Annotated in this window: 26 protein-coding genes; 18 read left to right on the top strand and 8 right to left on the bottom strand. The window is 55.7% G+C overall.

The genetic code is table 11. The annotated features are described in order from the left end of the window. The first annotated feature begins 760 nt into the window (after positions 1 to 760). The 6 genes from NC979_RS01855 to ccmO all read left to right on the top strand — a co-directional run bounded on the left by NC979_RS01855 (position 761) and on the right by ccmO (position 5,543). Entirely contained in the window at positions 761 to 1,069 is a 309-nt protein-coding gene (locus NC979_RS01855) for a carbon dioxide-concentrating mechanism protein CcmK (protein ID WP_073608506.1), read from the top strand. 138 nt (positions 1,070 to 1,207) lie between these two features. Further along, the gene (locus NC979_RS01850) at positions 1,208 to 1,546 is read left to right on the top strand and encodes a carbon dioxide-concentrating mechanism protein CcmK (RefSeq protein ID WP_017296879.1); all 339 of its coding nucleotides are present in this window, start codon (positions 1,208 to 1,210) and stop codon (positions 1,544 to 1,546) included. A 6-nt stretch (positions 1,547 to 1,552) separates the two neighbouring features. Continuing rightward, positions 1,553 to 1,855 carry a beta-carboxysome shell vertex protein CcmL gene (gene ccmL / locus NC979_RS01845; protein WP_073608507.1) on the top strand — a complete coding sequence of 101 codons (303 nt, stop codon included), beginning with the start codon at positions 1,553 to 1,555 and terminating at the stop codon, positions 1,853 to 1,855. Between the two features lie 127 nt (positions 1,856 to 1,982). Next, complete coding sequence (locus NC979_RS01840) at positions 1,983 to 3,944, top strand: RuBisCO small subunit-like domain-containing protein (protein WP_199308998.1); 1,962 nt, start codon at positions 1,983 to 1,985, stop codon at positions 3,942 to 3,944. A 24-nt stretch (positions 3,945 to 3,968) separates the two neighbouring features. Next, the gene (gene ccmN / locus NC979_RS01835; protein ID WP_190523182.1) at positions 3,969 to 4,637 is read left to right on the top strand and encodes a beta-carboxysome scaffolding protein CcmN; all 669 of its coding nucleotides are present in this window, start codon (positions 3,969 to 3,971) and stop codon (positions 4,635 to 4,637) included. A gap of 36 nt (positions 4,638 to 4,673) precedes the next feature. Then, on the top strand, positions 4,674 to 5,543 hold the full coding sequence (gene ccmO / locus NC979_RS01830) for a beta-carboxysome assembly protein CcmO (RefSeq protein ID WP_190523180.1): 870 nt from the start codon (positions 4,674 to 4,676) through the stop codon (positions 5,541 to 5,543). Between the two features lie 94 nt (positions 5,544 to 5,637). Here ccmO and miaA read toward each other — a convergent pair whose 3' ends face one another. Continuing rightward, positions 5,638 to 6,525, bottom strand: a complete 888-nt coding sequence (gene miaA, locus NC979_RS01825) for a tRNA (adenosine(37)-N6)-dimethylallyltransferase MiaA (RefSeq protein WP_347403977.1) — start codon at positions 6,523 to 6,525, stop codon at positions 5,638 to 5,640. Positions 6,526 to 6,731: 206 nt separating this feature from the next. Between miaA and gyrB the strand changes: the two genes are divergently transcribed. Next, on the top strand, positions 6,732 to 8,672 hold the full coding sequence (gyrB, locus tag NC979_RS01820) for a DNA topoisomerase (ATP-hydrolyzing) subunit B (RefSeq protein WP_190523176.1): 1,941 nt from the start codon (positions 6,732 to 6,734) through the stop codon (positions 8,670 to 8,672). Positions 8,673 to 8,963: 291 nt separating this feature from the next. Further along, entirely contained in the window at positions 8,964 to 9,317 is a 354-nt protein-coding gene (locus tag NC979_RS01815; RefSeq protein ID WP_190523174.1) for a CU044_2847 family protein, read from the top strand. Positions 9,318 to 9,542: 225 nt separating this feature from the next. On the opposite strand, the gene NC979_RS01810 is transcribed toward NC979_RS01815, so the two are convergent. After that, the gene (locus tag NC979_RS01810) at positions 9,543 to 10,364 is read right to left on the bottom strand and encodes an acyl-CoA desaturase (protein ID WP_190523173.1); all 822 of its coding nucleotides are present in this window, start codon (positions 10,362 to 10,364) and stop codon (positions 9,543 to 9,545) included. A 139-nt stretch (positions 10,365 to 10,503) separates the two neighbouring features. Between NC979_RS01810 and NC979_RS01805 the strand changes: the two genes are divergently transcribed. Further along, complete coding sequence (locus tag NC979_RS01805; protein WP_190523171.1) at positions 10,504 to 11,715, top strand: methionine gamma-lyase family protein; 1,212 nt, start codon at positions 10,504 to 10,506, stop codon at positions 11,713 to 11,715. A 206-nt stretch (positions 11,716 to 11,921) separates the two neighbouring features. On the opposite strand, the gene NC979_RS01800 is transcribed toward NC979_RS01805, so the two are convergent. The 3 genes from NC979_RS01800 to NC979_RS01790 form a co-directional block, all read right to left on the bottom strand. Further along, the gene (locus tag NC979_RS01800; protein ID WP_190523169.1) at positions 11,922 to 12,404 is read right to left on the bottom strand and encodes a photosystem I reaction center subunit XI; all 483 of its coding nucleotides are present in this window, start codon (positions 12,402 to 12,404) and stop codon (positions 11,922 to 11,924) included. A gap of 125 nt (positions 12,405 to 12,529) precedes the next feature. Continuing rightward, a complete protein-coding gene (gene psaJ / locus NC979_RS01795; RefSeq protein WP_190523167.1) occupies positions 12,530 to 12,655 on the bottom strand; it encodes a photosystem I reaction center subunit IX in 126 nt (41 codons plus the stop codon). Between the two features lie 48 nt (positions 12,656 to 12,703). Then, complete coding sequence (locus tag NC979_RS01790; RefSeq protein ID WP_190523165.1) at positions 12,704 to 13,204, bottom strand: Photosystem I reaction center subunit III; 501 nt, start codon at positions 13,202 to 13,204, stop codon at positions 12,704 to 12,706. Positions 13,205 to 13,422: 218 nt separating this feature from the next. Between NC979_RS01790 and tsaD the strand changes: the two genes are divergently transcribed. From tsaD to NC979_RS01775, 3 genes are all read left to right on the top strand, one after another. Next, positions 13,423 to 14,481 carry a tRNA (adenosine(37)-N6)-threonylcarbamoyltransferase complex transferase subunit TsaD gene (gene tsaD / locus NC979_RS01785; protein ID WP_190523163.1) on the top strand — a complete coding sequence of 353 codons (1,059 nt, stop codon included), beginning with the start codon at positions 13,423 to 13,425 and terminating at the stop codon, positions 14,479 to 14,481. A gap of 77 nt (positions 14,482 to 14,558) precedes the next feature. Next, complete coding sequence (locus NC979_RS01780; protein WP_190523160.1) at positions 14,559 to 14,978, top strand: glutaredoxin family protein; 420 nt, start codon at positions 14,559 to 14,561, stop codon at positions 14,976 to 14,978. A gap of 70 nt (positions 14,979 to 15,048) precedes the next feature. Further along, the gene (locus NC979_RS01775; protein ID WP_431191004.1) at positions 15,049 to 15,396 is read left to right on the top strand and encodes a metal-sensing transcriptional repressor; all 348 of its coding nucleotides are present in this window, start codon (positions 15,049 to 15,051) and stop codon (positions 15,394 to 15,396) included. 88 nt (positions 15,397 to 15,484) lie between these two features. Here NC979_RS01775 and NC979_RS01770 read toward each other — a convergent pair whose 3' ends face one another. After that, complete coding sequence (locus NC979_RS01770; RefSeq protein ID WP_242024174.1) at positions 15,485 to 15,898, bottom strand: hypothetical protein; 414 nt, start codon at positions 15,896 to 15,898, stop codon at positions 15,485 to 15,487. A 784-nt stretch (positions 15,899 to 16,682) separates the two neighbouring features. Here NC979_RS01770 and NC979_RS25270 point away from each other — a divergent pair. The 6 genes from NC979_RS25270 (at position 16,683) to NC979_RS01740 (ending at position 23,873) form a co-directional block, all read left to right on the top strand. After that, positions 16,683 to 17,117, top strand: a complete 435-nt coding sequence (locus NC979_RS25270; RefSeq protein ID WP_431191003.1) for a L,D-transpeptidase — start codon at positions 16,683 to 16,685, stop codon at positions 17,115 to 17,117. Between the two features lie 233 nt (positions 17,118 to 17,350). Then, on the top strand, positions 17,351 to 18,070 hold the full coding sequence (locus tag NC979_RS01760; protein ID WP_190523157.1) for a ferritin-like domain-containing protein: 720 nt from the start codon (positions 17,351 to 17,353) through the stop codon (positions 18,068 to 18,070). Positions 18,071 to 18,081: 11 nt separating this feature from the next. Continuing rightward, the gene (locus NC979_RS01755) at positions 18,082 to 19,038 is read left to right on the top strand and encodes a ferritin-like domain-containing protein (protein ID WP_347403976.1); all 957 of its coding nucleotides are present in this window, start codon (positions 18,082 to 18,084) and stop codon (positions 19,036 to 19,038) included. Between the two features lie 324 nt (positions 19,039 to 19,362). Beyond that, complete coding sequence (gene acs / locus NC979_RS01750; RefSeq protein WP_190523155.1) at positions 19,363 to 21,330, top strand: acetate--CoA ligase; 1,968 nt, start codon at positions 19,363 to 19,365, stop codon at positions 21,328 to 21,330. 1,275 nt (positions 21,331 to 22,605) lie between these two features. Beyond that, positions 22,606 to 22,986: an AbrB family transcriptional regulator gene (locus NC979_RS01745; protein ID WP_190523152.1), complete on the top strand. Its 381-nt coding sequence runs from the start codon at positions 22,606 to 22,608 to the stop codon at positions 22,984 to 22,986. 122 nt (positions 22,987 to 23,108) lie between these two features. Then, a complete protein-coding gene (locus NC979_RS01740) occupies positions 23,109 to 23,873 on the top strand; it encodes a CPBP family glutamic-type intramembrane protease (protein WP_190523150.1) in 765 nt (254 codons plus the stop codon). Between the two features lie 29 nt (positions 23,874 to 23,902). On the opposite strand, the gene cbiE is transcribed toward NC979_RS01740, so the two are convergent. Together cbiE and NC979_RS01730 are read right to left on the bottom strand one after the other, a co-directional pair. Continuing rightward, the gene (gene cbiE / locus NC979_RS01735) at positions 23,903 to 25,159 is read right to left on the bottom strand and encodes a precorrin-6y C5,15-methyltransferase (decarboxylating) subunit CbiE (protein ID WP_190523149.1); all 1,257 of its coding nucleotides are present in this window, start codon (positions 25,157 to 25,159) and stop codon (positions 23,903 to 23,905) included. Then, positions 25,156 to 25,773 carry a precorrin-8X methylmutase gene (locus tag NC979_RS01730; RefSeq protein ID WP_190523148.1) on the bottom strand — a complete coding sequence of 206 codons (618 nt, stop codon included), beginning with the start codon at positions 25,771 to 25,773 and terminating at the stop codon, positions 25,156 to 25,158. The genes cbiE and NC979_RS01730 overlap by 4 nt, the downstream gene beginning before the upstream one ends. Positions 25,774 to 25,851 lie beyond the last annotated feature (78 nt).

Raw genomic sequence — 25,851 nt, 5'->3', positions numbered from 1 at the left:
CGACAGATTGGCGGCGCGATCGCACCTCGTGCCGTCACAGATGGTTACCTATGGCCGCAGCAACTTGCTGACAGCTGAGCCAAATCAAAGCGCAGCCTGCGGCATCAGACCTAAAGTCGACGGTCAACCCATCAGCCCCAACCGGCTAGAAATTTACCAAGTTGAGCACGGCCCTCCCTAAAGCTGGCGGGGCAAAACTCTAAGCCTCGTTGCCTCTATATTCAAAGCGTTTTGCTATTCTACCTGATTCCCTGAGGGGGTCGGCCCAAGAGCCATGATTTTGAGGGGGTAACCTAATAAAGACTTCTGAAGCGACCGATTAGAAATCACAACCCAATCTAGAGCATTCGTACTGAGGATCAATAAATTTGGAGATTTGGGCGGCCTGCCCAGCTTGGATAGACACTACAACGGCCTACACTTTGTACCGCCCAGCCATTCAGTAGAGTCCCAAGCCCAAGCAGTAGGTGAGCAAGCACTACTGCCAACCTATGGATTGATTACGAGAAAAAAACCTTTGCCTCATTAGCTTTAATAATATTCAACATTAGCAACAATCATTGGGGCTTATATTGCAAAAGTGACTACGGACACCTATGCTTAATCTGTCATCAAGAATTTTTGGGCAATCTGAAGTTTTTGCTTCCCCAACGGTGATTCCCGGCTTGTCATCTTTTGGGACGCTTTTTTGCGCCTGAACAGCAGGCAAAGTGCGTTAGGTAAACCCAGGGTTGTCTAAATTTATAAGGAGATTTCGACTATGCCGATTGCTGTGGGAATGATTGAGACGCTGGGTTTTCCGGCTGTGGTGGAAGCCGCTGACGCAATGGTAAAAGCGGCCCGGGTTACCCTGGTGGGCTACGAAAAAATCGGTAGCGGCCGTGTCACCGTGATTGTGCGGGGCGACGTGTCTGAGGTACAGGCCTCGGTAGCCGCTGGTGTTGAAAACGTGAAGCGAGTCAATGGCGGCGAAGTTCTATCGACTCACATTATTGCTCGTCCCCACGAAAACCTGGAATTTGTTCTGCCTATTCGCTACACCGAAGCGGTAGAGCAGTTTCGCAGCTAGGCCTTGGGCGTGCGGTTTTTTGAGACCTATTCGTTCTAAGGTTTAAGGGTCTGCTGGGCTGGTGGGCCTGGCCTGGGGTAAGGCTAATTCAGCACTCGTTTGAGCTCCTGTATTCTCTGAAAAAAGGCGTATAAAAGCATGGCAATTGCAGTTGGTATGGTCGAGACGTTGGGCTTCCCCGCTGTGGTGGAAGCTGCCGACGCAATGGTAAAGGCGGCCCGGGTCACCCTGGTGGGCTATGAGAAAATCGGCAGCGGCCGCGTTACCGTGATCATTCGCGGCGACGTGTCTGAGGTACAGGCCTCTGTCGCAGCTGGTATTGAGAACGTGAAGCGGGTCAATGGCGGCCAGGTGCTGTCTACCCACATCATCGCTCGTCCCCACGAAAACCTAGAATTCGTTCTGCCCATTCGCTACACCGAAGCGGTAGAGCAGTTTAGAGAGAGCGTCAGCGGCATTCGCCCCTACGGCAGATAAGTCACTATGCTCTTGGCTAAGGTTCGTGGCACGGTAGTTAGCACCTGCAAGGAGCCTAGCTTGAGTGGCACAAAGTTTTTACTAGTGCAACTCATTAGCGAAACCGGCGACTTACTGCCTGACTATACAGTGGCCGCCGATGTGGTAGGGGCTGGCCCCGGCGAATGGGTGTTGATTACCCAGGGCAGCGGGGCCCGCCAGCAGCGCGGCTACGAAAATCGTCCTGTGGATGCGGCGGTGGTTGCCATTGTCGATACTGTGAGTCTCGACAGCGGCAATCTCTACAACAAGCGAGATGATTTTAGCTAGTTGATTTTCTTGACACTGGGCGATCCAGTTCAGCTAGCGCGGGCAAAGACTACACTCTCCCCACAATTAGCTCATTTCTGTGGTTGAGCAGCTAGTTAGTTGGGGTTTTTTGGGAGGACGTACGGCAATGGCGATCCGCACACCAGCGGCATCTCCGACTCAGGCATGGGGTTCGCAGCAGTCATCTGGGTCGTCGGCTCGGGTGCATGGGTTAGCCCAGGTGCAGGGCCAGGTTCTTGTCGAGCCTGGAGCAGTTTTAGCTGCTGGCTCGGTAGTTCGGGCCGACCCTGGTGCCGCCGTGCGGCTCGGTGCCGCTAGCACCCTGCAGGAGGGAGCCACAGTATATGGTCGTGCTCAGGGACAGGTGCTGGGAGACGATCGCAGTCCCTGGGCGGTCTGGGTAGGCGATCGCGCTATCCTCACCCACAAAGTGCTGGTGCAGAGTCCGGTCTACATTGGTGCCGACTGCTTTATTGGCTTTCGCTCAACTCTTTTCAATGCTCGATTGGGAGCCGGGTGCGTCGTGATGATGCACGCCCTGGTGCAGGACGTGGACGTGCCGCCCGGCAAGCTGATTCCCTCGGGGTCAGTAATTACCCAGCAGCAGCAGGCCGATGCCCTCCGCGACGTTGGCCCCATTGATATTGCCCTAATTAGGGAACTTGCAGGAACGCCCGGCCATGCGCCCCCCCTGGGTGGGTCAGCTAGCACAGCGTCTCTACATACCACAGCACACTCAAACGAACGCGATGGATTAGGCACTATGAATTCTCAACTGCTACCCCCCGACGTTGTCCAGCAGGTTCGTCAGTACCTGGCCCAGGGCTTCACCATTGGCACCGAGCACGCCGACTCTCGCCGCTATCGCAGTGGCGTTTGGCAGACCTGCAGCCCAGTTCAGTCCCAGCGGGAACCTGAAGTGCTGGCTGCGATCGAAAACTGTCTGTCTCAGCACCCAGGCGAGTACGTGCGCATGTTCGGGATCGATCCGAGGGCAAAGCAGCGGGTCGCCCCCATCACCATTCAGCGAGCCGATGGCAAATCTGTCGCCAACAGCGGCTCAGCGCCTTCCCATTCGAGTTATTCCAGCCCTTCCAACAACGGTGGCCATCGTCCGGCCCCAGCTGCGGCCAGCGGCCCCCTGTCGCCTGAGGTAGTGCAGCAGGTGCGTCAGTACCTCAGTCAGGGCTATCGAATTGGCACCGAGCATGCCGACTCTCGCCGCTATAGCAGCAACGTGTGGCAAACCTGCTCCCCCATTCAGTCGTCCCGCGAGGGTGAGGTCTTTGGTGCCCTTGAGCGCTGCCTAGCCGAGCACTCAGGTGAATACGTGCGCCTGTTTGGCATTGACCCCAAGGCGAAGAGCCGCGTTGCTCCCATCACCATCCAGCGCCCCGACGGCAAATCCGCAGCAGTGAATTCTCGATCGGGCGGCTCCCCCAGCGCCTCCTATGCGTCAGCCCCTAGTCCCAGCGGTGGTTCGTCTCAGGTCGGCGGTGATGTCGCTCAGCAGGTGCGCCAGTGGCTCAGCCAGGGCTACCATGTGGGGGCTGAGCACGCCGATGCTCGCCGCTACAACAGCAATGTTTGGCAGTCTTGTAAGACTATCACCAGCAACCGCGAGGGAGAAGTCTTGGGCGCTATCAATGCCTGTGTGGCTGAGCACCCCAACGAGTATGTGCGGGTATTTGGCATTGACCCCAGAGCTAAGCGGCGGGTGGCTGCGGTTACCGTGCAGCGTCCGGGCTCGAAGTCGGCCCCATCGGCCCCATCGCCCTCCTACTCAAGTTCCAGTGCTCCGACCAGCAATGGAGCAGCTCCTATGGGCGGTCTTCCCCAGGAGGTAGTGCAGCAGGTACAGCGGCTCTTCAACCAGGGCTATCGCCTCAGCGTTGAGCATGCTGATGTGCGCCGCTACCGCAGTGGTGCCTGGCAAAACGCCGGCATTCTAGAGGGAAGTCGGGCCTCGGATGTACTCAACGCCCTAGAGTCGCAATTGCGCAACCACTCTGGCCAATACGTACGCCTGGTGGGCATCGATCCGAAGGTGAAAAAACGAGTGCATGAAGCCACTATCCAGCGACCCTAGAGACCTCTCATCCAACCTTTGACCGTGGCAGTACCCGCCCAGGTGATCACCCAGCCTACCAATGGCTACATCCAGGGAGATGTGGATATAGCGCCTGGAGTGGCGATCGCACCTGGGGTACTGCTAGGGGCAGCCTCTGGCTGCCGTCTGGTGATCTCTGCGGGTGTCTGTTTGGGGGTCGATGTGGTGATACAGGTCCACCACGGTGACCTGGTGATTGAGCCAGGGGTGAGCTTAGGCAGCGGTGTGCTGGTAGTGGGCCACGGCTCCATTGGCCAGCACACCTGTATTGGAGCTAATAGTACCCTCATCAACCCCACAATTGGGGCCTCCCAGGCGATCGCACCGGGGTCTTTGCTAGGCGATCCGACGCAGACATCTTCTGACCAGGAGCCTGCATCTAACGGGTTTACCCCTAACACTAGTAGCTACGTCTACGGAACTGCCGGCAACCTAGGCACTACGGGGAATGCCCTCAACGGATCGGGGCATACCGCTGTTGGAGCCGCTCAGAATGGCAATACCTCCAACGGTGCTGCCCAAAACGGCAATACTCAAAACAGTATTGGGCAAAACGTTGCTGGGCAAAACGGATCCTCCGTCTACGGCAAAACCCAGGTCAATCGCCTACTGGCCACGCTATTTCCCCAGCGTCATTCGCTCAATGGCGCTAGCTCAGAGGACAGGCCCTAGAATGGAGAGGCAGATACCCCTGTGTAGAGGCACCCTATGCAACCTGACGGCAAACTAGCCTCGCCCCTTGACCTCAAGTCTGGCACGCCCAAGCGGTTGACCCTGGCGACCCCTGCGCCAGGTCAAAAAGAAGCCCAGCAGCGCGACAAGTATCGCGGCGCGGCCTTGGGTATGGTGTCAACGGAGAGCTTCCCGGCGGTGGTTGGTACAGCCGACGCCATGCTAAAGGCCGCCGATGTTCTGCTGGTGGGCTATGAAAAGACCGGCGGTGGGCACTGCACTGCGATCGTGCGGGGGGGCATTTCCGACGTGCGCATGGCGGTAGAGGCTGGGATTAAAACCGCCCAAGATTTTGGTCAGTTTGTCTCTTCAACGCTGATTCCGCGCCCGTTGCCCAACCTGGAAGCAGTGCTGCCTATCTGCGCCCGTTGGGACGAGTTGCGGGGCGAGAGCGGCGGCAAGATGGGCAGTCAAGCTATTGGCCTGCTAGAGACCCGTGGCTTTCCAGCAATGGTAGGAGCCGCTGATGCTATGACCAAGTCTGCCGATGTGCAGCTGATGTCCCACGAGACGATTGGCGAAGGCCTTTGCACCATTTTGATTCGGGGATCGCTGCCCAACGTGGCGATCGCGATCGAAGCCGGCATGCACGAAGCCGAGCGCATCGGTGAACTCCACGCTGTTATGGTTATCCCTCGCCCCCTCGATGATCTGGTTGAATCGCTGCCCGTCATGGAAATGGAGCAGGAGCAGCCCGAACCCCTGCGCATTCCCCTCAACTTGGAAGTCAAACAAGAGGAGACCGAAGCCGAACCTGTGCTAATCGAAGCGGTGACGGAAGAGGCCACACCCATTGCCCTAGAGCTGACCGTAGACGAGCAAGAGCTAGCCGATGAAGAGCTTTAGCAAGTTGGCAAAGTATTTGAACTAGGGAAGTTGTCTGGCATGCCATTGACACTCCAGGAGCATCGTCTTCGCTTGCCCAATTAAAGGGCAACGGCTAGCCATCCCTGCTCTCTTTGAACCAATCCCACACTTGCTCTACTAAATCTCCGGCATCGGCATCAAACCACTGCACCGTGGCCCGGTTGCGAAACCAGGTGCGCTGGCGTTTGGCGAACTGACGCGTGTGCTGCACAATGTCGGCCTGGGCGATCGCTAGAGAAACATCCCCTTGCACGTAGCGCAGCATTTCGCTATAGCCCAGGGTTTGCAGCAGGGGCAGCTCTGGGCCGTATTTTCCCAGCAGATGTGTCACCTCATCCACAAATCCCGCCTCAATCATTGCTTGGGTGCGCTGAGCAATGCGGCGCTCCAACGCAAGGGAATCACAGTCGAGGGCTAGGTAAAGCACCGGATACGCTGGAGGTACTTCTCCCTGGAGAGTCGACATGGGCTGGCCAGTGACATAGAACACCTCCAGGGCGCGCACCGTGCGCACCGGATCATTAGAGTGAATGCGTTGGGCCGCAGCTGCGTCCAGGCTTTTGAGCAGAGCGTAGCAGTGGGGCTGCCCCAGGGCCTCTAACTGTCCGCGCAGGACGGGCTGGGGAGCCACAGGCGGAATACGTAATCCTTTCACCACCGCATCTATGTAGAGCCCTGTACCACCCACCAGCATGGGCACAGCACCCGTCTGGTGAAAGGTGTGAATTAGATGCTGGGCCTGGCGCTGGTACTGGGCTAGGGTGAGGGTTTCAGTTGGGTTGCAGATGTCTATTAGATAGTGGGGAATTTGCTGCCGATCAAATGCCGAAGGTTTTGCCGTTCCAATATCAAACTCTCGATATACTTGTCGGGAGTCGGCGCTGAGAATGCACCCCTGAAGGCGCTGGGCTAGGGCGATCGCCAGAGACGATTTGCCTGTGGCCGTAGCTCCGCCGATCACCCATAGGAATGGTACAATTGAACTATTATTCGTTGTTTCCTGAAACGATGATTCTAGCCGGGAAAATTTAGGTGATTGCATCCCTGGTTCATTCTTGAGCTGACGTTGCCTTAGAGCCCGCTGTGGCTGCTTTGTGCTATAATTTCTAGGTGTTTTGACCTGGCGAGCATTCGGGTGGCTTAGAGCCCATTTTTGGAGCGTACAGTATGACAACTGACTACGGTGCCGATCAGATTCAGGTTCTGGAGGGGCTTGAGCCTGTTCGCAAACGCCCAGGCATGTATATCGGCAGCACTGGGCCCCGTGGACTCCACCACCTAGTGTACGAGGTTGTCGATAACTCCGTAGACGAAGCCTTGGCGGGCCACTGCGATCGCATCGATATTTCTCTCAACGCCGATGGTTCGGTCTCCGTCACCGACAACGGGCGCGGCATTCCCACCGACATTCACCCCCGCACCGGCAAGTCGGCCCTCGAAACGGTGATGACCGTGCTCCACGCTGGGGGCAAGTTTGGCGGCGGCGGCTACAAGGTATCTGGGGGCCTTCACGGCGTGGGCATTTCGGTGGTCAACGCTCTGTCAGAGTGGGTTGAAGTCACCGTGTGGCGCGAGGGCAAGGTGCACAAGCAGCGCTTCGAGCGCGGTGTGCCCATCGGCGAGCTATCGGCGGAGAAAATTGCCGAAAAACGCCAAGGCACCTCAGTCACATTCTTGCCCGACACCGAAATTTTTCACAACGGTACTGAGTTTGACTACGACACCCTATGCGGGCGACTGCGGGAGCTAGCCTATCTCAACGCGGGCATTCAGGTAATCTTCACCGACTACCGCTTAGATGTGATCAAGTCGGACCAGCCCAAGGTTTCGACCTACCACTACGCGGGCGGCATCATTGAGTACGTTAAGTACATCAACAACGACAAGCAGCCCATCCACGATGAGATTATCCACATTTCCTCCGAGCGTGACGGGGTGCAGGTAGAGGCAGCGCTGCAGTGGTGTATCGACGCTTACTCTGACAACCTGCTGGGCTTTGCCAACAACATTCGCACCATCGACGGCGGCACCCACCTAGAAGGGCTAAAGGCAGTGCTGACCCGCACCCTCAACAACTTCAGCCGCAAGCGCAACAAGCGCAAAGACGCCGAGTCAAACCTGGCAGGGGAAAACATCCGCGAGGGGTTGACGGCAATTATTTCGGTGAAGGTGCCTGACCCCGAGTTTGAGGGCCAAACCAAGACCAAGCTGGGCAACACCGAGGTGCGCGGCATTGTCGATTCTCTAGTGGGTGAAGCCCTAACCGAGTACCTCGACTTTCACCCCAACGTAGCCGACGCCATTTTAGAGAAGGCGATTCAGGCTTTCAACGCCGCCGAGGCCGCCCGCCGAGCGCGAGAATTGGTGCGCCGCAAGTCGGTGCTAGAGTCGTCTACCCTGCCGGGCAAGCTGGCTGACTGCAGCAGCCGCGATCCCAGCGAGTCTGAGATCTTCATTGTAGAAGGCGACTCAGCCGGTGGCAGTGCGAAACAGGGGCGCGATCGCCGCTTCCAGGCCATTCTGCCGCTACGGGGCAAAATTCTCAACATTGAGAAAACCGAAGACTCTAAGATCTACAAAAACACTGAAATCCAGGCGCTGATTACCGCTTTGGGCATGGGCATTCGCGGCGAGGAGTTTGATTCATCGCAGCTACGCTACCACCGCATCTGCCTGATGACCGACGCCGACGTGGATGGCGCCCACATCCGCACTCTGCTGCTAACGTTCTTTTACCGCTACCAACGTGACTTGGTCGATCAGGGTTACATTTACATCGCTTGCCCACCCCTTTATAAGGTGGAGCGAGGTCGCAACCACTGGTACTGCTACAACGAGCGCGAGCTGCAGAACCTCATCACCAACGAGTTTCCGGCCAACGCCAACTACACAGTGCAGCGGTTTAAGGGTCTGGGAGAAATGATGCCTCAGCAGCTGTGGGAGACCACCATGGACCCCACCACCCGCACTATGAAGCGGGTGGAGATCGAAGACGCTGCCGAGGCCGATCGCATCTTTACGATCCTGATGGGCGATCGCGTCGCTCCCCGTCGCGAGTTCATTGAAACCTACGGCTCCCGCATGAAGCTAGAAGACCTGGACATCTAGAGTAGATAGCTAGGATAAGCTTATTGCGATTGAGCATACCGACCATGGCCCTCGTTGGGCATGGATTGAAGCAGCGTGAACATTGTGTTGCATCTCAAGGGTGCCTCTAAGACAACCTTGAGATGCAGCAATTCCTTGGTTGATGGGATAGTTCGCCCTCAAGCGAATGTATCCTATGGAGCGTTGGGTTAGGGGCAATCTATGACGACGATTCAACCGATTGTGCTTGAGGATGATGACGGCACGAGCTAAACCATTTATGTGGAAACTGAGGTTGTAGAGACCTACAGAATGCCAGTTGCTCCGCCGGTCGCTCTACCTGCTGCACCCGCACCATCTCCACCCGGCTCCTACGACTCCAATGCCACCCGCGACTATGGTTTGCCACCCGGCGCACCAACGCGGGCTCTGCCGCCGCCCTTTAGTGCTCAGCTTCAAACAGTTCACCAAACTATTCGTGCCTACACGATGTATGCCCTAGGAGCATTCAAAAACCTGGCTGGAGCTGAGGTTGAAGACCTCAAACTCAGCTTTGGTATTAAAATTAACGCCGATACCGGCATTCCTATGCTGGCTAATGGTTCCACTGATGGTGACTTTAAAGTCGAGGTCACCTGCAAGTTTCCTAAAAACCAGGAGAGTTAGATCAGCTAGCCGCCAAAATTTGTGTAGGTAATCTGAAACTGCGATTCTTCTCTTAAGCTCAAAAACTGACCTTAGGTTCAGTTACTTATTGAGCGTTTAGCCCATTCAAAGAAGCATTGAAGAGTTTGATGCCAGCGAAATACTGCAGAACTCTGCTGGCACCGCAATAAAAAGCAGGGTCAGCACTTGCACTAACCCTGCTTTTATTGGTTCGGAACCGATTATCTAGCTTTCAGTAGAGCCAGCTAGCTTGACTTTCTTGGCCAGACCGACTGTTTCGAGCAGGCGAATAGTCATCCAGGTCATGTCAACTTCCCACCATTTGAGGCCGTGGCGAGCCGAGTACTGATAGGCGTGGTGGTTGTTGTGCCAGCCCTCACCGTAGGTGAGCACCGCCACCCACCAGCAGTTGGTCGATTTGTCTTCGGTTTCGTGGCTGCGGTAGCCAAACTTGTGGGTGGCGCTGTTCACCAACCAGGTGCAGTGGTAGACCGCCACCAGCCGAACAAAGATGCCCCACAGCACAAAGGGCCAGCCGCCTAAAGCGTAAAGAACTACGCCAAGGCCAACCTGAAGCAGCAGGAAATACTTCTCGCAGAACAGGTAGAAGCGATCGTCTTTGATATCGCGGATGAAGCGGTCAACATCGTGGCGGGCCGGCACGTCGCGCAGCATCCAACCCATGTGGCTCCACCAAAAACCCTTGTTAGAGTCGTGGTGGTCGAGGCTTTGGTCAGAGTAAGCATGGTGGTGGCGGTGCAGGCCGACCCACATAATCGGGCCATGCTGGCAAGCTAGGGTGCCACAAAAGACAAAAAAGTACTCTAGCCACTTGGGCACCGTAAAGCTACGGTGAGAGACTAGCCGGTGCCAACCCAGGGTAATGCCGAGACAGCCGGTAAACCAGTGGAGCAGCAGCGCTACCCCGATCGCCGCCCAGGAAAAGTTAGCGGGCAAAAACGCCAGGGCCGCCATGCTGTGGACAAAAATCATGAAGCCAAGGGTGACCCAATCGCGGGACAAACGCTCGGTAGTTACAGCAGTCATGCGAAAATCTCAGAATTTTGGACAAGCGCCCCAGCAGGAATCCTCAGTAAGAATTTTGCTCAGGCAGAGTAAATGTAGGGGACAATAGTTACCCCTGTTTCTTAACGAAAAAATTTAACCATTGCAACAATCAAACCCGATGATGCCCTCTGACTCGACCCTCCTTCCGATTTTTTATGGAATTGACGCTCAGGTCAAGCAAAATCTAGCGCGAGTATTAGAGGCCTTTCGACAGCATCGGGTGGGAAGTCACCACTTTAACAGCGTGTCGGGCTACGGCCACGACGATCTGGGGCGTGACACCCTCGATCGCGTCTTTGCCGATATAGTGCAGGCGGAGGCCGCCCTGGTGCGATCGCAGTTTGTTTCAGGCACCCATGCGATCGCCTGCGCCCTGTACGGCGTGCTGCGCCCTGGGGATGAAATGCTAGCCGTAGCAGGCACTCCCTACGACACCCTTGAAGAGGTAATTGGCTTGCGGAGTAAGGGCCAGGGGTCCTTGGCAGAGTTTGGGGTGTCCTATCGAGAGTTACCGTTGACCGCTGACCACACCCCCGACTGGGATGCCCTAGCGACAGCAGTGGGGCCAAAAACCCGACTGGTGCACATCCAGCGATCGTGCGGCTATAGCTGGCGGTCATCCCTTACCATAGCCGAAATCGAAAAAATCGTGGCTACGGTAAAAGACCAGAATTCCACCGTTGTCTGTTTCGTCGATAACTGCTATGGCGAATTCTTGGAAGACCGCGAGCCTACGGCCGTTGGAGCTGATCTCATAGCCGGGTCGCTGATTAAAAACCCTGGCGGCACTATTGCCCCCACTGGCGGCTACGTAGCAGGCCGGGCCGACCTAGTCGCGACTGCCGCCTGCCGCCTCACCGCCCCCGGCATTGGTGCCAGCGGGGGCTCTAGCCTCAACCTCAACCGACTGCTTTACCAGGGGTTATTTTTAGCTCCCCAAATGGTCGGTGAGGCGATGAAGGGCAACTATCTGCTAGCGTCTACCTTTGCGGCTCTGGGATACCCTGTCAACCCAGCCCCCAGTGCGCCTCAGCGCGACGTGATTCAGGCCATTCGCCTGGGGTCGCCCGAGAAACTAATCGCCTTTTGTAAGGCCGTACAACAGCATTCACCCATCGATGCCTACGTGGAACCCGTACCCGGTGCTATGCCTGGCTACGAGAGCGAGCTGGTGATGGCTGGAGGCACTTTTATTGACGGCAGCACCTCAGAGTTATCTGCTGACGGCCCCCTGCGGGAGCCCTACATCGTCTACTGCCAGGGCGGCACCCACTGGACTCACGTGGCCCTAGCGGTGGAGGCAGCGATAGAGGCGATCGGACCGTTGTAAAACAGCCTTTGGCTGTAGCTTGGGCACGGTTCCCTTAGCTCGACTCCAGAACTTTAGCCCACAAAGCTCTATCGAGAGAGTGATTTTTCCCGCTCTACATATCATCCCTGCTGTCTATTTTGAAAGGCTCCTTTAAAGAGGCCAGGGGCGACGGATTGCAGTCCATCGCCCCTAGCGCTTACAGAATCGAGATGACAGAGGCAAGCTTAGCTGTGGCCGCCGCTGACTAGGGTGGTCAGAATAGGCAAATTAGCCGCCAGCAGGTAGGCGAAGGTAGCCCCGCCAATGCCGCCGATTAAAAAGCTACCGGCAAACTCGCTCCAGCCTTCATCGGTTTCGAGGCTAGCGGGAGGGGTGAAGGGGGTGGTGGCTCTAGTAACGGAGTGGTTAAGGCCAGAACCCGAGTAAATTGACAGGCAAGCGGTCAAAATCACCACTAGTCCCGCCGCGCTCAGCAACCCAGCTAGGCCAGGAATCTCAGAATCGCGCAGGGGGCCAAGTAGAGCAAAGGGGCCGTAGAGGAAATAGCCGTGGGCCATACCAATTTCTAAACCGCGCCGCTGGGGGGAAAGCCCTTTGCGGTAAGCGGGCAGATTGCCAATAAAAGCCTTTGAAAACGCAGAGGAATTGATCGGCGTTTCTAGGTTGCCGATTTGCGGATCCCCAGCGGGCTGAATGAGGTCTGTCATGGGGGAAGTTTCTCCAACTCAAACAAGATCACAGCAATTAGATAAAGACGGTTTCTAGACGCCGTTAAGTCTCCAGAAACCATCTCTTCATCGAGTTCGCAAGGTCAGCCTCGCGAGGTCTTTCCCTAAGGGTGCAGCAGCAAATCGGGAAAGAAGCGATTGAATTCGATCAAAATACCGGCGTGAATCAACATCCACACGGTAATCAGCACCGGGGCAGTTGACAAATACCGAGGCAGGCCGTTGTTCATGGTCTAATTCTCCTGGGTCGTTATTCTGGGGATCAGCGAGAGATTTACCTAGCGAGGAGATACAGTGATCTCTTCGTTTTTAGCAAACATGGCCCCGCTAGCAATGTCTTTGAAGGCAAGTAGCGGCCAGGCAAACCCAGTTAACATGGTCTTGATGGCCAGGGGCACCTCAATAATGACTTCCTTTTCTTCGGGATTCTTGTCACCACGTACCGTGATTAGGTAGGCGCGACCTACCCAGCCAATCCACCCAGCGATGTAGAGAAACAACAGGCTAGGAATTAGAAACTCACCGGCATGGGCCAGGTCACCGTCTACCACCAAGTGGGGTAGGCCCTCGCTGCCACACAGCAGGGTAGAGCTACCATAAAAATCGAAGCGAGCTTTGGCCGCCTCAGTCTTGGCACCAGCGGCTCGCTTTAGAAATGCCTCGTTTTGACCACAGGGGGTAAGGCCGGCTACGTTGTCGCCAGCCAGGCTAGCGGAAGCCGGGGCAGCAAACCCAAACCAGAGAAACACTACAAGTGCTACAGCAAAAAACCGTCGCATAAACTGTTCCTTTTAATTACCGAAGAAACTAGGGCGATTTGAACGTAAAGTTAAGTTTTTTGAACAAAAATTCACCCAACTTGGTCGCCATAATACCTCGCAGCCGAACCCCCGTAAAGCTAAGATCGGTGGGGTGTTTACATCTCTACAAATTACGGTGCGCCTTACTCTGATTCGCTTTCACGGCTTACTCTAGTTCTCTTCGAACCACAACCCCCATGGCGACGATTTTAGCGATAGAAACTAGCTGTGATGAAACAGCGGCGGCGGTGGTGCGCGATCGCACCGTCCTCAGCACCGTCGTTGCCTCGCAGATCGCCATTCACCAGCCCTATGGCGGCATCGTGCCCGAGGTAGCCTCGCGGCACCACGTCGCTACCCTAGGTGAGAGTATTGACGTAGCTCTAGCTCAGGCTGAACTGAGCTGGGCCGCCATTGATGGGGTCGCCGCCACCTGTACCCCAGGCCTCGTAGGAGCCCTGCTGGTGGGGCTGACGGCAGGCAAAACCTTGGCCATGGTGCACCACAAGCCCTTCTTGGGGATCCACCACCTCGAGGGGCACATTTACGCCAACTATTTAGCCAGTCCCGACCTAGAGCCCCCCTACCTGTGCCTGCTGGTGTCGGGAGGGCACACCAGCCTGATTTACGTCAAAGGCTGCGGTCAGTACCAGACCCTGGGCCAAACCCGCGACGACGCCGCTGGAGAAGCCTTTGATAAGGTAGCGCGCCTGATGGGGCTGGATTATCCCGGCGGCCCCATCATCGACCGGCTGGCCCAGACTGGCAATCCTCAGGCGTTCGCGCTGCCCGAGGGCAATATTTCGCGGCCCGAGGGGGGCTTCCACCCCTATGACTCCAGCTTTAGCGGGCTGAAGACAGCGGTGCTGCGACTGGTGGAAAAATTAAGGGCGGATGGGGTCGATCCCCTACCGGTGGCCGACTTAGCCGCCAGCTTTCAGGCCACGGTAGCCCGCAGTTTGACCCGCCGGGTGGTGGCCTGTGCCCAGGCCTACGGCCTTACTACAGTGGCTGTAGGGGGCGGGGTCGCTGCCAACAGCGGTCTGCGACAGCATCTCCAGCAGGCAGCCGCTGATCACGGCCTGCGGATGCTGTTTCCGCCTCTCAGCCTCTGTACCGATAATGCTGCGATGATTGGCTGCGCTGCCGCTGACCACCTAAATCAGGGGCATTGCTCAGGCTTCGCCCTGGGAGCCCAGTCACGTCTCGACCTGGCACGGGTCATGGAGCTTTACGCGCCTATCGCCGTGGCTTGACGCTACACTGGGTTTCAGCGGCGGGTTAGGTGGGCGATCGCCCATCCACCGCTTAAGGGTTGTGTTGGTTAAGCGCTATGGTTTCACTGCACCGCGTTCGTTCTTGGCCTCAGCCCCCGCTGAACTTTTCCTGGTTGGGAGGGTTGGTGCTGGGTGCCCTGCTGCTAACGGGGTGTGGGCCAGATCAGGCCCAAATAGTTACCGATGCGACCAGCTACGAGGCCCAGCTGGCCCAGCACCTAGCCGATACCGGCAGCGTGATGTACGGGACTTACTGGTGCCCCCACTGCGCTGATCAAAAGGCGATGTTTGGTGAGGCTGTGGATCGGGTGCCCTACGTGGAGTGTGCCGCCGATGGCGATAACCCCCAGCCAGAGCTGTGTGAGCAAAAGGGCATTCAAGGATATCCCACCTGGGAAATCGATGGTCAGCTCTCCCCAGGGGTTAAGTCTTTAGACGATTTGGCCGATCTGTCAGGGTTTTTACCGCCCCAATAGGGTGGCGTTGAGCAAGCTCTACTGTTGAGCCAGCCGCCTCTGTCCGTCTGTTATTCATTCTCAAATTCCATTGCATAACCCTAGCCCCACCCCCCATTCTCACCTGCACGAGGTCGAGCCTACCGGCGACACCCGGGCACATCCCCACGTCCATGATCCGGAATCGCTGCGGCGGATTGTCAATCGGCTGGCCCGCATTGAGGGTCACATTCGCGGCATTAAGACTATGGTGCAGGAGAGCCGGCCCTGCCCGGATGTGCTGGTACAGGTGGCGGCGGTGCGCGGTGCGCTCGATCGCGTCGCCCGTATCATTCTCGATGAGCACCTGACTGAGTGCATTGGTCGTGCTGCCGAAGACGGCAACATTGAAGAAGAAATCGCCGAGCTCAAGGCCGCACTAGATCGGTTTTTGCCTTAGCTTTGGGACAAAGGGTACAAGGTTTAGGGTTTAGGCTCAAAATTGCAGGCGTTTAGCCAATCCTTTCACCTTTAATACCCTGCACCCTCTAGGCTGGGATAAACCGACTGTGCTCGCGCAGAAGAAGGCGTTCAAACTGGCGTACCCAATGGCTAAAGCGATCGCTCTCCTGAGCCGTAGCAAACACCAGCGGTTTACGCGTTAGCAGAGCCACGTACTCCTCTTTGGTGCGCACCACAAAGGCGGTTTGCTGGTCTAGCTCAATGCAGATGTGGGAGAACCCCTCTAGCTTCAGCGAGGACATCAGCAGGGATTTGAGCCCCAGGGCCTGAAAGACGACCTGCACCCAGCTCGTACTTTCATTGTCGGCGGTGACGAAATACTCACGGGGCAGACCGCTGAAGTCGAAGATGGCAACTCCGATAATATTCTCCAGCATTGCGTCTTGGGCAGAGAGCGGAGGCGCGGGCTGCGCCGGTACAGATGCCTTAACCGTAGTCATAGACCCATCACGTGGTGGCACAGGATACTGAAGAAGCAAGCCATAGACACGAGACGTATCGCCGGCTACCTAGAAGAACTCCCTTGGCTTAGCATACCCGGCCGGCCACTACAAATCATTGTTGAGTTAGCCAGTGCTTAGAGTGGCCTAGCCGCGATCGCCAGGCCTTTTTGCCCCAGAAAGTAGGTGCGCATACGCTCCTTACCCTCGACTTCGCCTCCACCCCAAACAGCACCGTGGCCTCGCGTAATGATCGGTGGCTGAAAGCCAGATCGGCGATATAACCATCCAGCTTCCCACGATATGAAAACTGAGCTTGGCTACGACAATGTCGTCAATGGCCACGGCTAAAAGATCAAGCTACTGCCGTCCCAGACGTTTAACCGACAATAAAACAAGCGAAAATCCCAGCCGCTTTACATTGAAATGTCGAAAGGGCTTAGGTAGCTGTCTAGAGATCGCAATTGAGGCAGATAACCGTGCTCACTAGCTTAGGCTAAAGTTGTCGTAACCCTGCTGAGATTTTTCTCTAAATCCACCGTTGCCCATGAACTCTGCTCTGCTACGATCCAAAACACTGGTCTACAAGTCAATAATTGTTTGTTTGAGTAGCTTACTGCTGAGTGATTTGGGGGCAGCAAAGGCTTCTAATAAGCAGGAAACTGATCCACTATCAAAAACGCCTCAGTTGCAGCCAATTGAGCAGGTAGAGCCTAGCTTACGCACGCCAGAGCCTATACTGATTCGTCCAACGATGGCTTTGCCCTCAACTGATTCATTTGCCGTGGCTGCTCCGCTAGGGGCAGATCTCTTGCCCGAGGTTGTAGAGCAACCGGTGCACCTGCGGCTGAGCTTGAGCGATCGCCGAGTATACGTACACAGAGGCAATGCTGTAGAGGCGAGTTTTCCGGTTGCCATTGGCAAGCCAGGGTGGGAAACGCCTACCGGAGAGTTTGAGGTATTTTCACAAATTAGTCAGCCAGGATGGACAAATCCTTTCACCGATGAAGTGATGCCGCCTGGTTCAGAAAATCCGCTGGGCGATCGCTGGATCGGTTTTTGGAGTGATGGCAACAACGTTATCGGATTTCACGGCACCCCCAACCGGGACTCTGTAGGGCAGGCGGCTTCCCACGGCTGCGTTCGTATGTACAACGAAGATATTCGCCAGCTGTTCGATATGGTGAAGTTGGGAACCCCAGTCATTGTTGAGCCATAGCGTTTTTTGCTCGTACGTTATCCTGCTGGGCCGAGCCAAACATCTTACTTAAATTACGGCTCTAAAAAAGTCCTCTCTCCTTCGAAGGAGGAGCTAAGGGCTCTTTTATACCAAACGGCATACATCCAAGAACACACTCTGTTCGTTATGTATGTAGAGTCTGTCGTAAAAAATTTTGCGATGGCATCCACATGACTATTGATAACTACGAACGATTCTCAGGAGATGCCGATATGAAGCAACAGAGATCACTGTTTGCCTCGCGCCGAAGTTTGATGAAGTGGGGGGCTTTAGGCTTTGGAGGGTTGATGATTGCGGCTCTTCCTAAGGCGGTCAGCGCCCAGTCTGGCGGCAGTACCCTCACCTTTGCTGCCAACGACGAGGGTATTCTTAATTTTGCCCTGCTGCTAGAAGAACTTGAGGCTGCTTTTTACGCCGCTGTCGTTGACTCTGGCCAAATTTCCGACAGCACAGAACTGGATTACATGCAAGTTTTAGGTGCTCAAGAAGCGGCTCACGTCACATTTTTGCGGAGTGTTTTAGGCGACCAGGTACTGTTTGAAACAACTGATCTCAGCTTCAATTCCTCTGGCTTAAATGCTGTTTTAAGCGATCGCAGCACCATTCTCAACACAGCGGTCACCTTAGAAGACGTAGGCGTCCATGCCTACAACGGGGCTGGCCCTAGCCTCACCAACCCCACCTACCTGCTGGCCGCAGGCTCAATTGTTTCGGTCGAAGCCCGCCATGCTGGTGGTGTACGAGCGCTGCTGGGGAGACCCACCACTGAGCCAGACAGCGATCGCTTGGTGAGTGATGACGACTTAGTCGCTAGCCTCAACCCATTCAAGGGCCGAGCTTACGATGAGCTTTACAGTCCCAGACAAATCGTGGACATCGTCGGCTCCCTCGACATTCTCAACAATCCCATCAATGGCGCGCTCGTTGCATAAGGAGACCATCAGTGAAAACACGTTTTAATTCAATTTCTCAACCGATAAACCAGGCCCTGCTGCCCTTGTTCGACAAGCTGACAGCTTTACGCGATCGCTGTGGTCAGCAGATTGAGCAGATGCAGCACCTAGGGCGCACCATAGGCCTTGCTCTGCCGCTGGCAATGCTGTTGTTCTTCTGTGTTGGCCCGACCGCTGCTGCCCAAGCCCAGGGAACGGTCTTGTCCCCTCGACAGGTGACTGAATATGCCCTCACCTTGGAAAAACTAGAAGCTGACTTTTATCGCCGTGCGGTCACGGCTGCTCAAAGCGGTGGTCTATCTGGCATTCCCCAGGCAGCGAAAGATATCATTGTTTCCTACGGTCAAGACGAAGCCCGGCACGTAGCCGATCTTTCAGCCGTCCTGCCTTCGCTAGGTGGTAATCCAAATGCGGTAGTGATTCCAGCTAACCCCAATTACGCGGCTATTCTAGGCCGCGACCCGTTTGCTAACCCGGCTGACTTTCTGCTAGTGGGTCAGTACGTCGAAGATCTAGGTGTTGCCGCTTACAAAGGGCAAGTACAAAACCTGTTGGCCGCAGGTGAAGCCGGTAAAACCGTATTGGCGGCCGCGCTAGAAATCCACAGTGTAGAAGCTCGCCATGCCGCCGGGGTCAGGTTCCTGCGGCAGACCCTGCTAGGCGCTGATGTTAATCCCTGGATTTCAGAGAATGCCAGGACCAAACAGAACGCCAACAGTGTTGAGGTTATTTACAACGAAAATCGGCCGGGTTCGCCTATTCCCTTTAGCTCTGACGCATTCGACGGTTATGCAACTCAGAGTGAAGTCTTGGCACTCGTCGGCCCGATTTTGACTGAAGCTCCTCAAACTAACCAACCCAGGTCTCAAACGCCAAACAACCCGAGCCCAACGCCAAATAACCAGGGCGGGTCTACACAAAATAACGCTCCTCGGGCATTGTGGTAAACCCACTTTGGTGACAACCGTTACGGAGCTAACCAGAGCCGTTTACAAACCTCTGCTTTAACTCAGCAAAAGCCGTTGCTCTATCGTGAGCAGCGGCTTTTGTCTAGTTTTAGACAGTTAAGGGCAGGGCTTTTTGAACTGGTCTGGCCTCCCGTACCTCAGAAACAGCTATCTTGAAAGCTGAGCATACTTTTTAGAAAACATTACGGAAACCATAGACGCTGTTTAAAGGGCTACTAAAAATCGTATGGTTTTTAAGGGACGCCGTTCTTCTACAGCGGCCTTCTAATATTATTTGTGTTTGCAAGAGACTTAGCATTGTCTATGGCTTCCCCCACCATCGAATCAATTCTCCACGAAAACCGCCTGTTTTCGCCGGCTGATGAGTTTGTTCAAAACGCATCCATCAAGAGCCTAGAGGAGTATCGTGCCCTGGCCGAACGGGCAGCGGCAGACCCAGCTCAGTTTTGGGCAGAACTCGCCAGTCAGGAGCTGCACTGGTTTAAGTCTTGGGATACAGTGCTCGACTGGCAGCCGCCCTTTGCGAAGTGGTTTGTGGGGGGCAAAATCAACATTTCCTACAACTGTTTAGATCGCCACCTTACTACCTGGCGACGCAACAAAGCCGCCCTGATTTGGGAAGGGGAGCCGGGCGATAGCCGCACCCTGACCTACGCCCAGCTGCACCGTGAGGTGTGCCAGGTAGCCAACGTGCTCAAGGGGTTGGGGGTACAGAAGGGTGATCGCGTCGGCATCTATATGCCCATGGTGCCTGAGGCGGCGATCGCCATGCTCGCCTGCGCCCGCATTGGTGCCCCCCACACCGTCATCTTTGGCGGCTTTAGCGCCGAAGCACTGAAAGATCGCCTCAACGATGCTGAGGCCAAAGTAGTAATTACAGCCGACGGTGGCTTTCGCAAAGACAAGATTGTGCCGCTCAAAGCCGCGGTAGATCAGGCTCTGGCCGACGGCGGTGTGCCCAGTGTGTCTAGCGTACTGGTGGTGCAGCGCACCAAGGCCGAGATGACGATGGTTGAAGGACGCGACCATTGGTGGCACGAGCTCCAAGCCACTGCCTCAGCCCACTGTCCCGCTGAGGAAATGGACGCCGAAGACCTGCTGTTCATTCTTTACACCAGCGGGACCACGGGCAAACCCAAGGGGGTGGTGCACACTACCGGGGGCTACAACCTATACACCCACACCACCTTTAAGTGGACTTTTGACATCAAAGACACCGATGTTTATTGGTGCACGGCTGACGTGGGTTGGATTACGGGACACAGCTACATCGTCTACGGCCCGCTGTCGAACGGAGCGACTACGGTGATGTATGAGGGGGTGCCCCGGCCCTCCAACCCCGGCTGCTTTTGGGATGTAATTGAAAAGTACGGCGTCACCATTTTCTACACCGCTCCCACCGCCATTCGCGCCTTTATCAAAATGGGCGACGAGTTGCCCAAGGCGCGAGATCTGTCGTCGCTACGGCTGCTAGGCACCGTTGGCGAACCGATCAACCCAGAAGCCTGGATGTGGTACCACCAGGTGATTGGTGGCGAGCGCTGCCCCATCGTCGATACCTGGTGGCAGACGGAAACCGGCGGCTTTATGATTACGCCCCTGCCAGGGGCGATCGCCACCAAACCCGGTTCCGCGACCCTTCCTTTCCCCGGTATTTTGGCCGATGTGGTCGATCTTGACGGCAACCCGGTGCCCCCGGGTGAGGGCGGCTACCTAGTGATCAAACATCCCTGGCCCAGCATGATGCGCACGGTCTACGGCGACGACGACCGCTACCGCCGCACCTACTGGGAACACATTGCCCCAGTCAACGGCCAATATCTATACTTTGCGGGCGACGGTGCCCGCAAAGATGCCGACAGCTACTTTTGGGTGATGGGTCGGGTGGATGACGTGATCAACGTGTCGGGCCATCGCCTGGGCACCATGGAGGTCGAGTCGGCGCTAGTTTCCCATCCGGCGGTAGCCGAGGCTGCCGTGGTGGGTCGCAAAGATGACCTCAAGGGCGAAGATATCTTTGCCTTTGTGATTTTGGAGGGTCACTATAGCGCCAGCGACGAGCTAAAGCAGGAACTCAAACAGCACGTGGTGAATGAAATTGGCGCGATCGCCCGACCCGGCGAAATTAGGTTTGCCGATGCGCTGCCCAAGACGCGATCGGGCAAAATCATCCGTCGCTTTTTGCGCAATTTAGCCAGCGGCGAGGCGATCGCAGGTGATGCTTCCACAATGGAAGATCAAAGTGTGCTCGATCAACTTCGCCAGGGCTAACGTTTAGCCTCGGTTCCTTTTAGCAAATCCAGCATTTCCTTGAGTAAAGGCGCACTACTGCCATGGCTTCTGCCAGCATAGTGCGCCTTTCTCGCGCCGATTTGTTTATACAACTGACTGAATAACTAGTGCTTGACCAAGACACCCTCCCTGGGAAAGAAGTGCAGTGTTTACTCCACTCAAACAACTCTAAACTGGGGCGCAATGACCTCTATCTTGAGATAGATTTGTAAAAAAACTATGCTAATTTTGAGCCGTTCTTGAGGAAATTTTGTTCTTCAAACAGGTTTAAAAGCAGGGAGAGATAGTTTTGAGCGATCGCGACACCGTAACTTTACGGGCATCACTCGTAGCAACCGCTTGCAAGTTAGAGTGGCAAGCCCAATCAGGTTTCTTGCCCGTCCAACATATCTGTAACCGCTGAAGGAAAACCTGTAGTGAGTAAAAGTTTGGTTAGGGCGATCGCCTTCCCTTAATATGGTGCTTGCATCGTTCCCAGCCCCTAGCCCTGCGGGAGCTGGCGCTTGTAAATCCCTCAGAATTGGAGAATTTACGGGGCTAAATGATTCTAGTGATAATGTGGGTCGAGCGGGTTGAGCAGGGTTTTAGGGGGGTGTTTTAAAAGTCTTACCCTGGCTAGCAAAGGTTGAGATCCCCCCAATTTTTTCCTTCCAGTGGGCACGTAGAGACTAAAAAACCCCTTTTAAGAAGGTCAGGGGAAACTAGCAGGGGACAGCATTACGGCCAATCCTTTTCTCAACAGCCTCTCAATGCTCTGCGCCTTTGCAATAGTTGACTATCCCTATCGCCATTCATGCCTTTTTCCAATCAGCAAAGCCGCGGACTGAGAGTCTTGGACCGGGCGTTAAGCACACCAAATTTTGATAAAAACGGGGAAGCTGGGTAGCAAGGAGAAGTAGGGAATGTCATCGGGCGAGTAATTAAAAGCAACTCAGACAGTCTGAATAAGCGCTTGCAAAGTCTAATATTGTGACCCTGGACCATGGCAGAGTCGTAGAGCCTGGCTTTTCTGAAGCTACCCTGCTCCTATAGTAGAAATGAGCGGAGAAATAAAATCAGTCAAAGCTGATCTAAATCGTTTGTTGTTTGGGTGACAGCCTCTAATACTTTGATTATAATTAGTTGTGCGAATGGGCAGATTTATTTGCTATTATTCTTCTGCTATTCCGCAATGGTCGCCACCCTTATTCCCAGGATCGACCTGCCGTTTTTTAGCATTCAGCTTCACGTCTTACACAAGGATTTTCCCTGACAATGGCAGAAAAACCCAATCCCCTGACCGGCAAAGCATTGCTTCAAAAGGTTAAAGACCTATCTAACCTAACCAAGCGCGAAACCGCTAAAGAATGCGGCTACTACACCCTAACCAAAGACAATCAGGTACGGGTCAATTTGTCTGGCTTTTACGATGCGCTACTAGAGGCTAAAGGCATCAACCTCGATCCTGAAAGCAGTAAAGATGGCCGCGGCCGCGAACCCACGTATCGAGTTAGCGTCCACAAAAATGGCCAGATTGTTATTGGTGCCACTTACACCCAAGAAATGGGCCTTAAGTCTGGCGACGAGTTTGAGATTAAGCTGGGCTACAAGCACATTCATCTGAAGCAGCTCGACGCCGACTCTGACGAAGAATAGTACTGGCTTACTATGGCAATCCTGTCTGTGAATATGTCAGCGATCGCGCATCTAATTGTTTTTTTTTAAGCTGGATTACCCTAGGGGTTCCAGTTTGCTTATTAGTTGCGCGGATCGCTCGCGTGCCGCTCACCTACCCCGTTGCCCCACAGCATAAGCTGCCCCTGCTGCTGCCTTTATATTTGCTGGCTCCCGTAGCGGTGGAGGTGCATCGTCGCCTCGCCAATAGCACTTGGTCAGCCTACGGCATCGCTTGGGATTGGCCCTTTGCCAAAGCTACCGCTGCCGGGTTTGGGGTAGCCGCCGGAGGTGTAGTCCTGCTAGTGGCATTGCAGGTGGGGCTGGGCTGGCGACGGTGGCAGTCGATTGATCAACCCGTTGCCTTGGAAGGGGCTGAGCTTTCCCCTACGGGCCATACTAATGCTCAAACCATATCTAGTCCTTCGCCAGGGGTAGTGCTGCTTGCGGTACTGCCCCTGGCGCTGTTTGTGGGCTGGATTGAAGAGCTGGTATTTCGCGGCGTCTTAGTGAACGGGCTGGGGCAGGCGCTGCCGGTGGGGCTAATGGCGATCGCCGTCTGCCTCATTTTTGCCTTCTCTCACCTACTGTGGGATGGCCCCGCTGGAATGCGCCAGGTGCCAGGGCTGGCGGTGATGGGGGCGGTGCTGCTGCTAGCTCGCTGGGTCGGGGGTGGTAGCCTGGGCTTGGCCTGGGGGCTCCATGCCGGCTGGGTGTTTGCGATCGCCGCCATTGATGCCCTGGCCCTGCTAAAGCCCGGCAAAGATGGCCCAGTTTGGCTAGTAGGGCTGCCCGATCAGCCGCTCACGGGTTTGCTGCCCCTAGGGTTGCTGGTGCTTACAGGGGTAGGGGTGTGGGCTTTAGGATAAACAGACGATGGCTATATTACCTAAGAGAATTAGGGATAGTTCAGGGTGATGATGGTAATGGGGGTGAGGGGTTGCCAGCGGGTCAGTGCTCCGACTCGAACCCCTTGCTGTACCTGAATTTGACGCAGATCTACCGGCCAAGCAGAGCGACCGTCTGCGGTTCCGCTGGCCCAGGACAGCGCCGTGCTGGTGTGCTCTAGGGTCGCTAAGGCTAAGACAATTCGGCCCTGGGGTCGGAGGCGTTGAGCGCATCGATCGAGAATTTCAGCCAGGTGGCCGCCGCTGCCGCCAATAAAGATGCGATCGGGGTCGGGCAGGGCTTCTAAGGCTTCAGGGGCAGCCCCATAGATCGGGTGTAGGTTAGTATTACCTAGACGGCGCTGGTTTTGCTGAATTAAGCCGTAGCCAGCGGCGGTTTTCTCAATGGCGTAAACCTGGGCGGTGGGGCAGAGGCGATTAATTTCAACGCTGACGGAGCCGGTACCGGCCCCAACATCCCAAATAGTCTGCCCTGGCCTCGGGTCTAGGTCGGCCAGAATTTGAATGCGAATGTCGCGCTTGGTAATTAGGCCGGGGCGATCACTAAAGGTAGCAAAGGCGCGATCGGGCAGGCCAATCAGCGGCAGATTTTCGGCATCGAGCCCTGCCTCATGCTGCCGCTGGAGCACCACCACGTTGAGGGCCGCAAAGGTTTTACTCGCCGTAGTTTCAGGCGTCAAATGGTGAATGGTTTCGGCGTCATCACCCAAATTTTCACAGATCGTTAGCCGATAGCTATAGGGCAACCCCAGCGTGAGAATCAGCTTTCCTAGGGCAGCCGGATTGTGAGTCGGGTCGGTGAGTACCGCAATCAGTGCATCCCCGCGCCGCAGGGCAGTAGTAAGTTCTTCGGTAGATCGGCCGTGGGCGCTGATCAGCGTCGCCCCCTGCCAGGGGAGCTTTAGCCGACTAAAGGCCAACTGCACCGCACTCAGGTGGGGATGAAAGGTTAGGCTCTCAGCGGGCAGGTGGTCGAGCAGCAACCGCCCTAGGCCAAAAAAGAGTGGGTCGCCAGAGGCCAAAACCACGGCAATACCGGGTTTAGTAGTGTCTAACCACTGACGGAGGCGATCGAGGGTTGCTTTTAGATCTCCTAAGACCCAAGTTTCTGCCGTCGCGTCAGGAAAGTAACTGAGATGTCGGGGACTGCCCACCAGCACTACCGCTTGGTCTATGATTTGCAGCAGTTTGGGCGATAGCCCCTCTCGCCCATCCAACCCAATTCCCACCACTTGAATTGGGGTCATACCTGCTGCTCCCAAGCCAGCACCAGCAAGGCGTTGAGGATGGCCGCCGCCACCGGCGAGCCCCCTTTGCGGCCCTCTACTCGAATTTGCGGCACCGGGGTCTGGGCCAGGCGCTGTTTTGAGGCTTCGACCGCCACAAAGCCAACCGGAGCACCGATAACTAAGGCAGGGTGGGCCTGACCTGAGGCGATGCGATCGCACAGCGCCATTAGCGCCGTCGGCGCATTGCCAATTGCCACCAGCGCGTTGGGATGCTCCTCCAAACACCGCAGCAGTCCGGCCTCCGTACGGGTGCGCCCATCCTCTGGCGAATCGCCCAATGTCACAGCTGTCAGCAGAGGATTTTGAAACGTGCGCTCAACCATGCCCGCCACCCCTTGGCGCACCATCGTCACATCTACAATGATGGGGCCGCCATTTGAGAGATGATGGGTCGCCGTGGCGATCGCCCCCTCGCTAAACCTCACCAACTCCTTAAAGTCAAAATCGGCAGTACTGTGAATGACGCGCCGCACCACCGCATACTCCGCCGGAGTAAACCCATGCTCGCCCACTTCCCGGTCAATCAGCGCAAAACTTTCTTCTAAAATAGGGCTCTGCCACAGCTGCGCCATAAAATCCCTAGATACCCTTAGCCCCAACAAACCATCCCAATCTCAGACGCCATCATCCCACACACCCCACTCCCCCAC

Origin of the sequence: Leptolyngbya subtilissima AS-A7 (genome assembly GCF_039962255.1) — a bacterium.
Taxonomy (GTDB): domain Bacteria; phylum Cyanobacteriota; class Cyanobacteriia; order Phormidesmidales; family Phormidesmidaceae; genus Nodosilinea.
The sequence above is the reverse complement of the archived record's forward strand: the minus strand, read 5'-3'. Positions and strand labels throughout refer to the sequence as shown.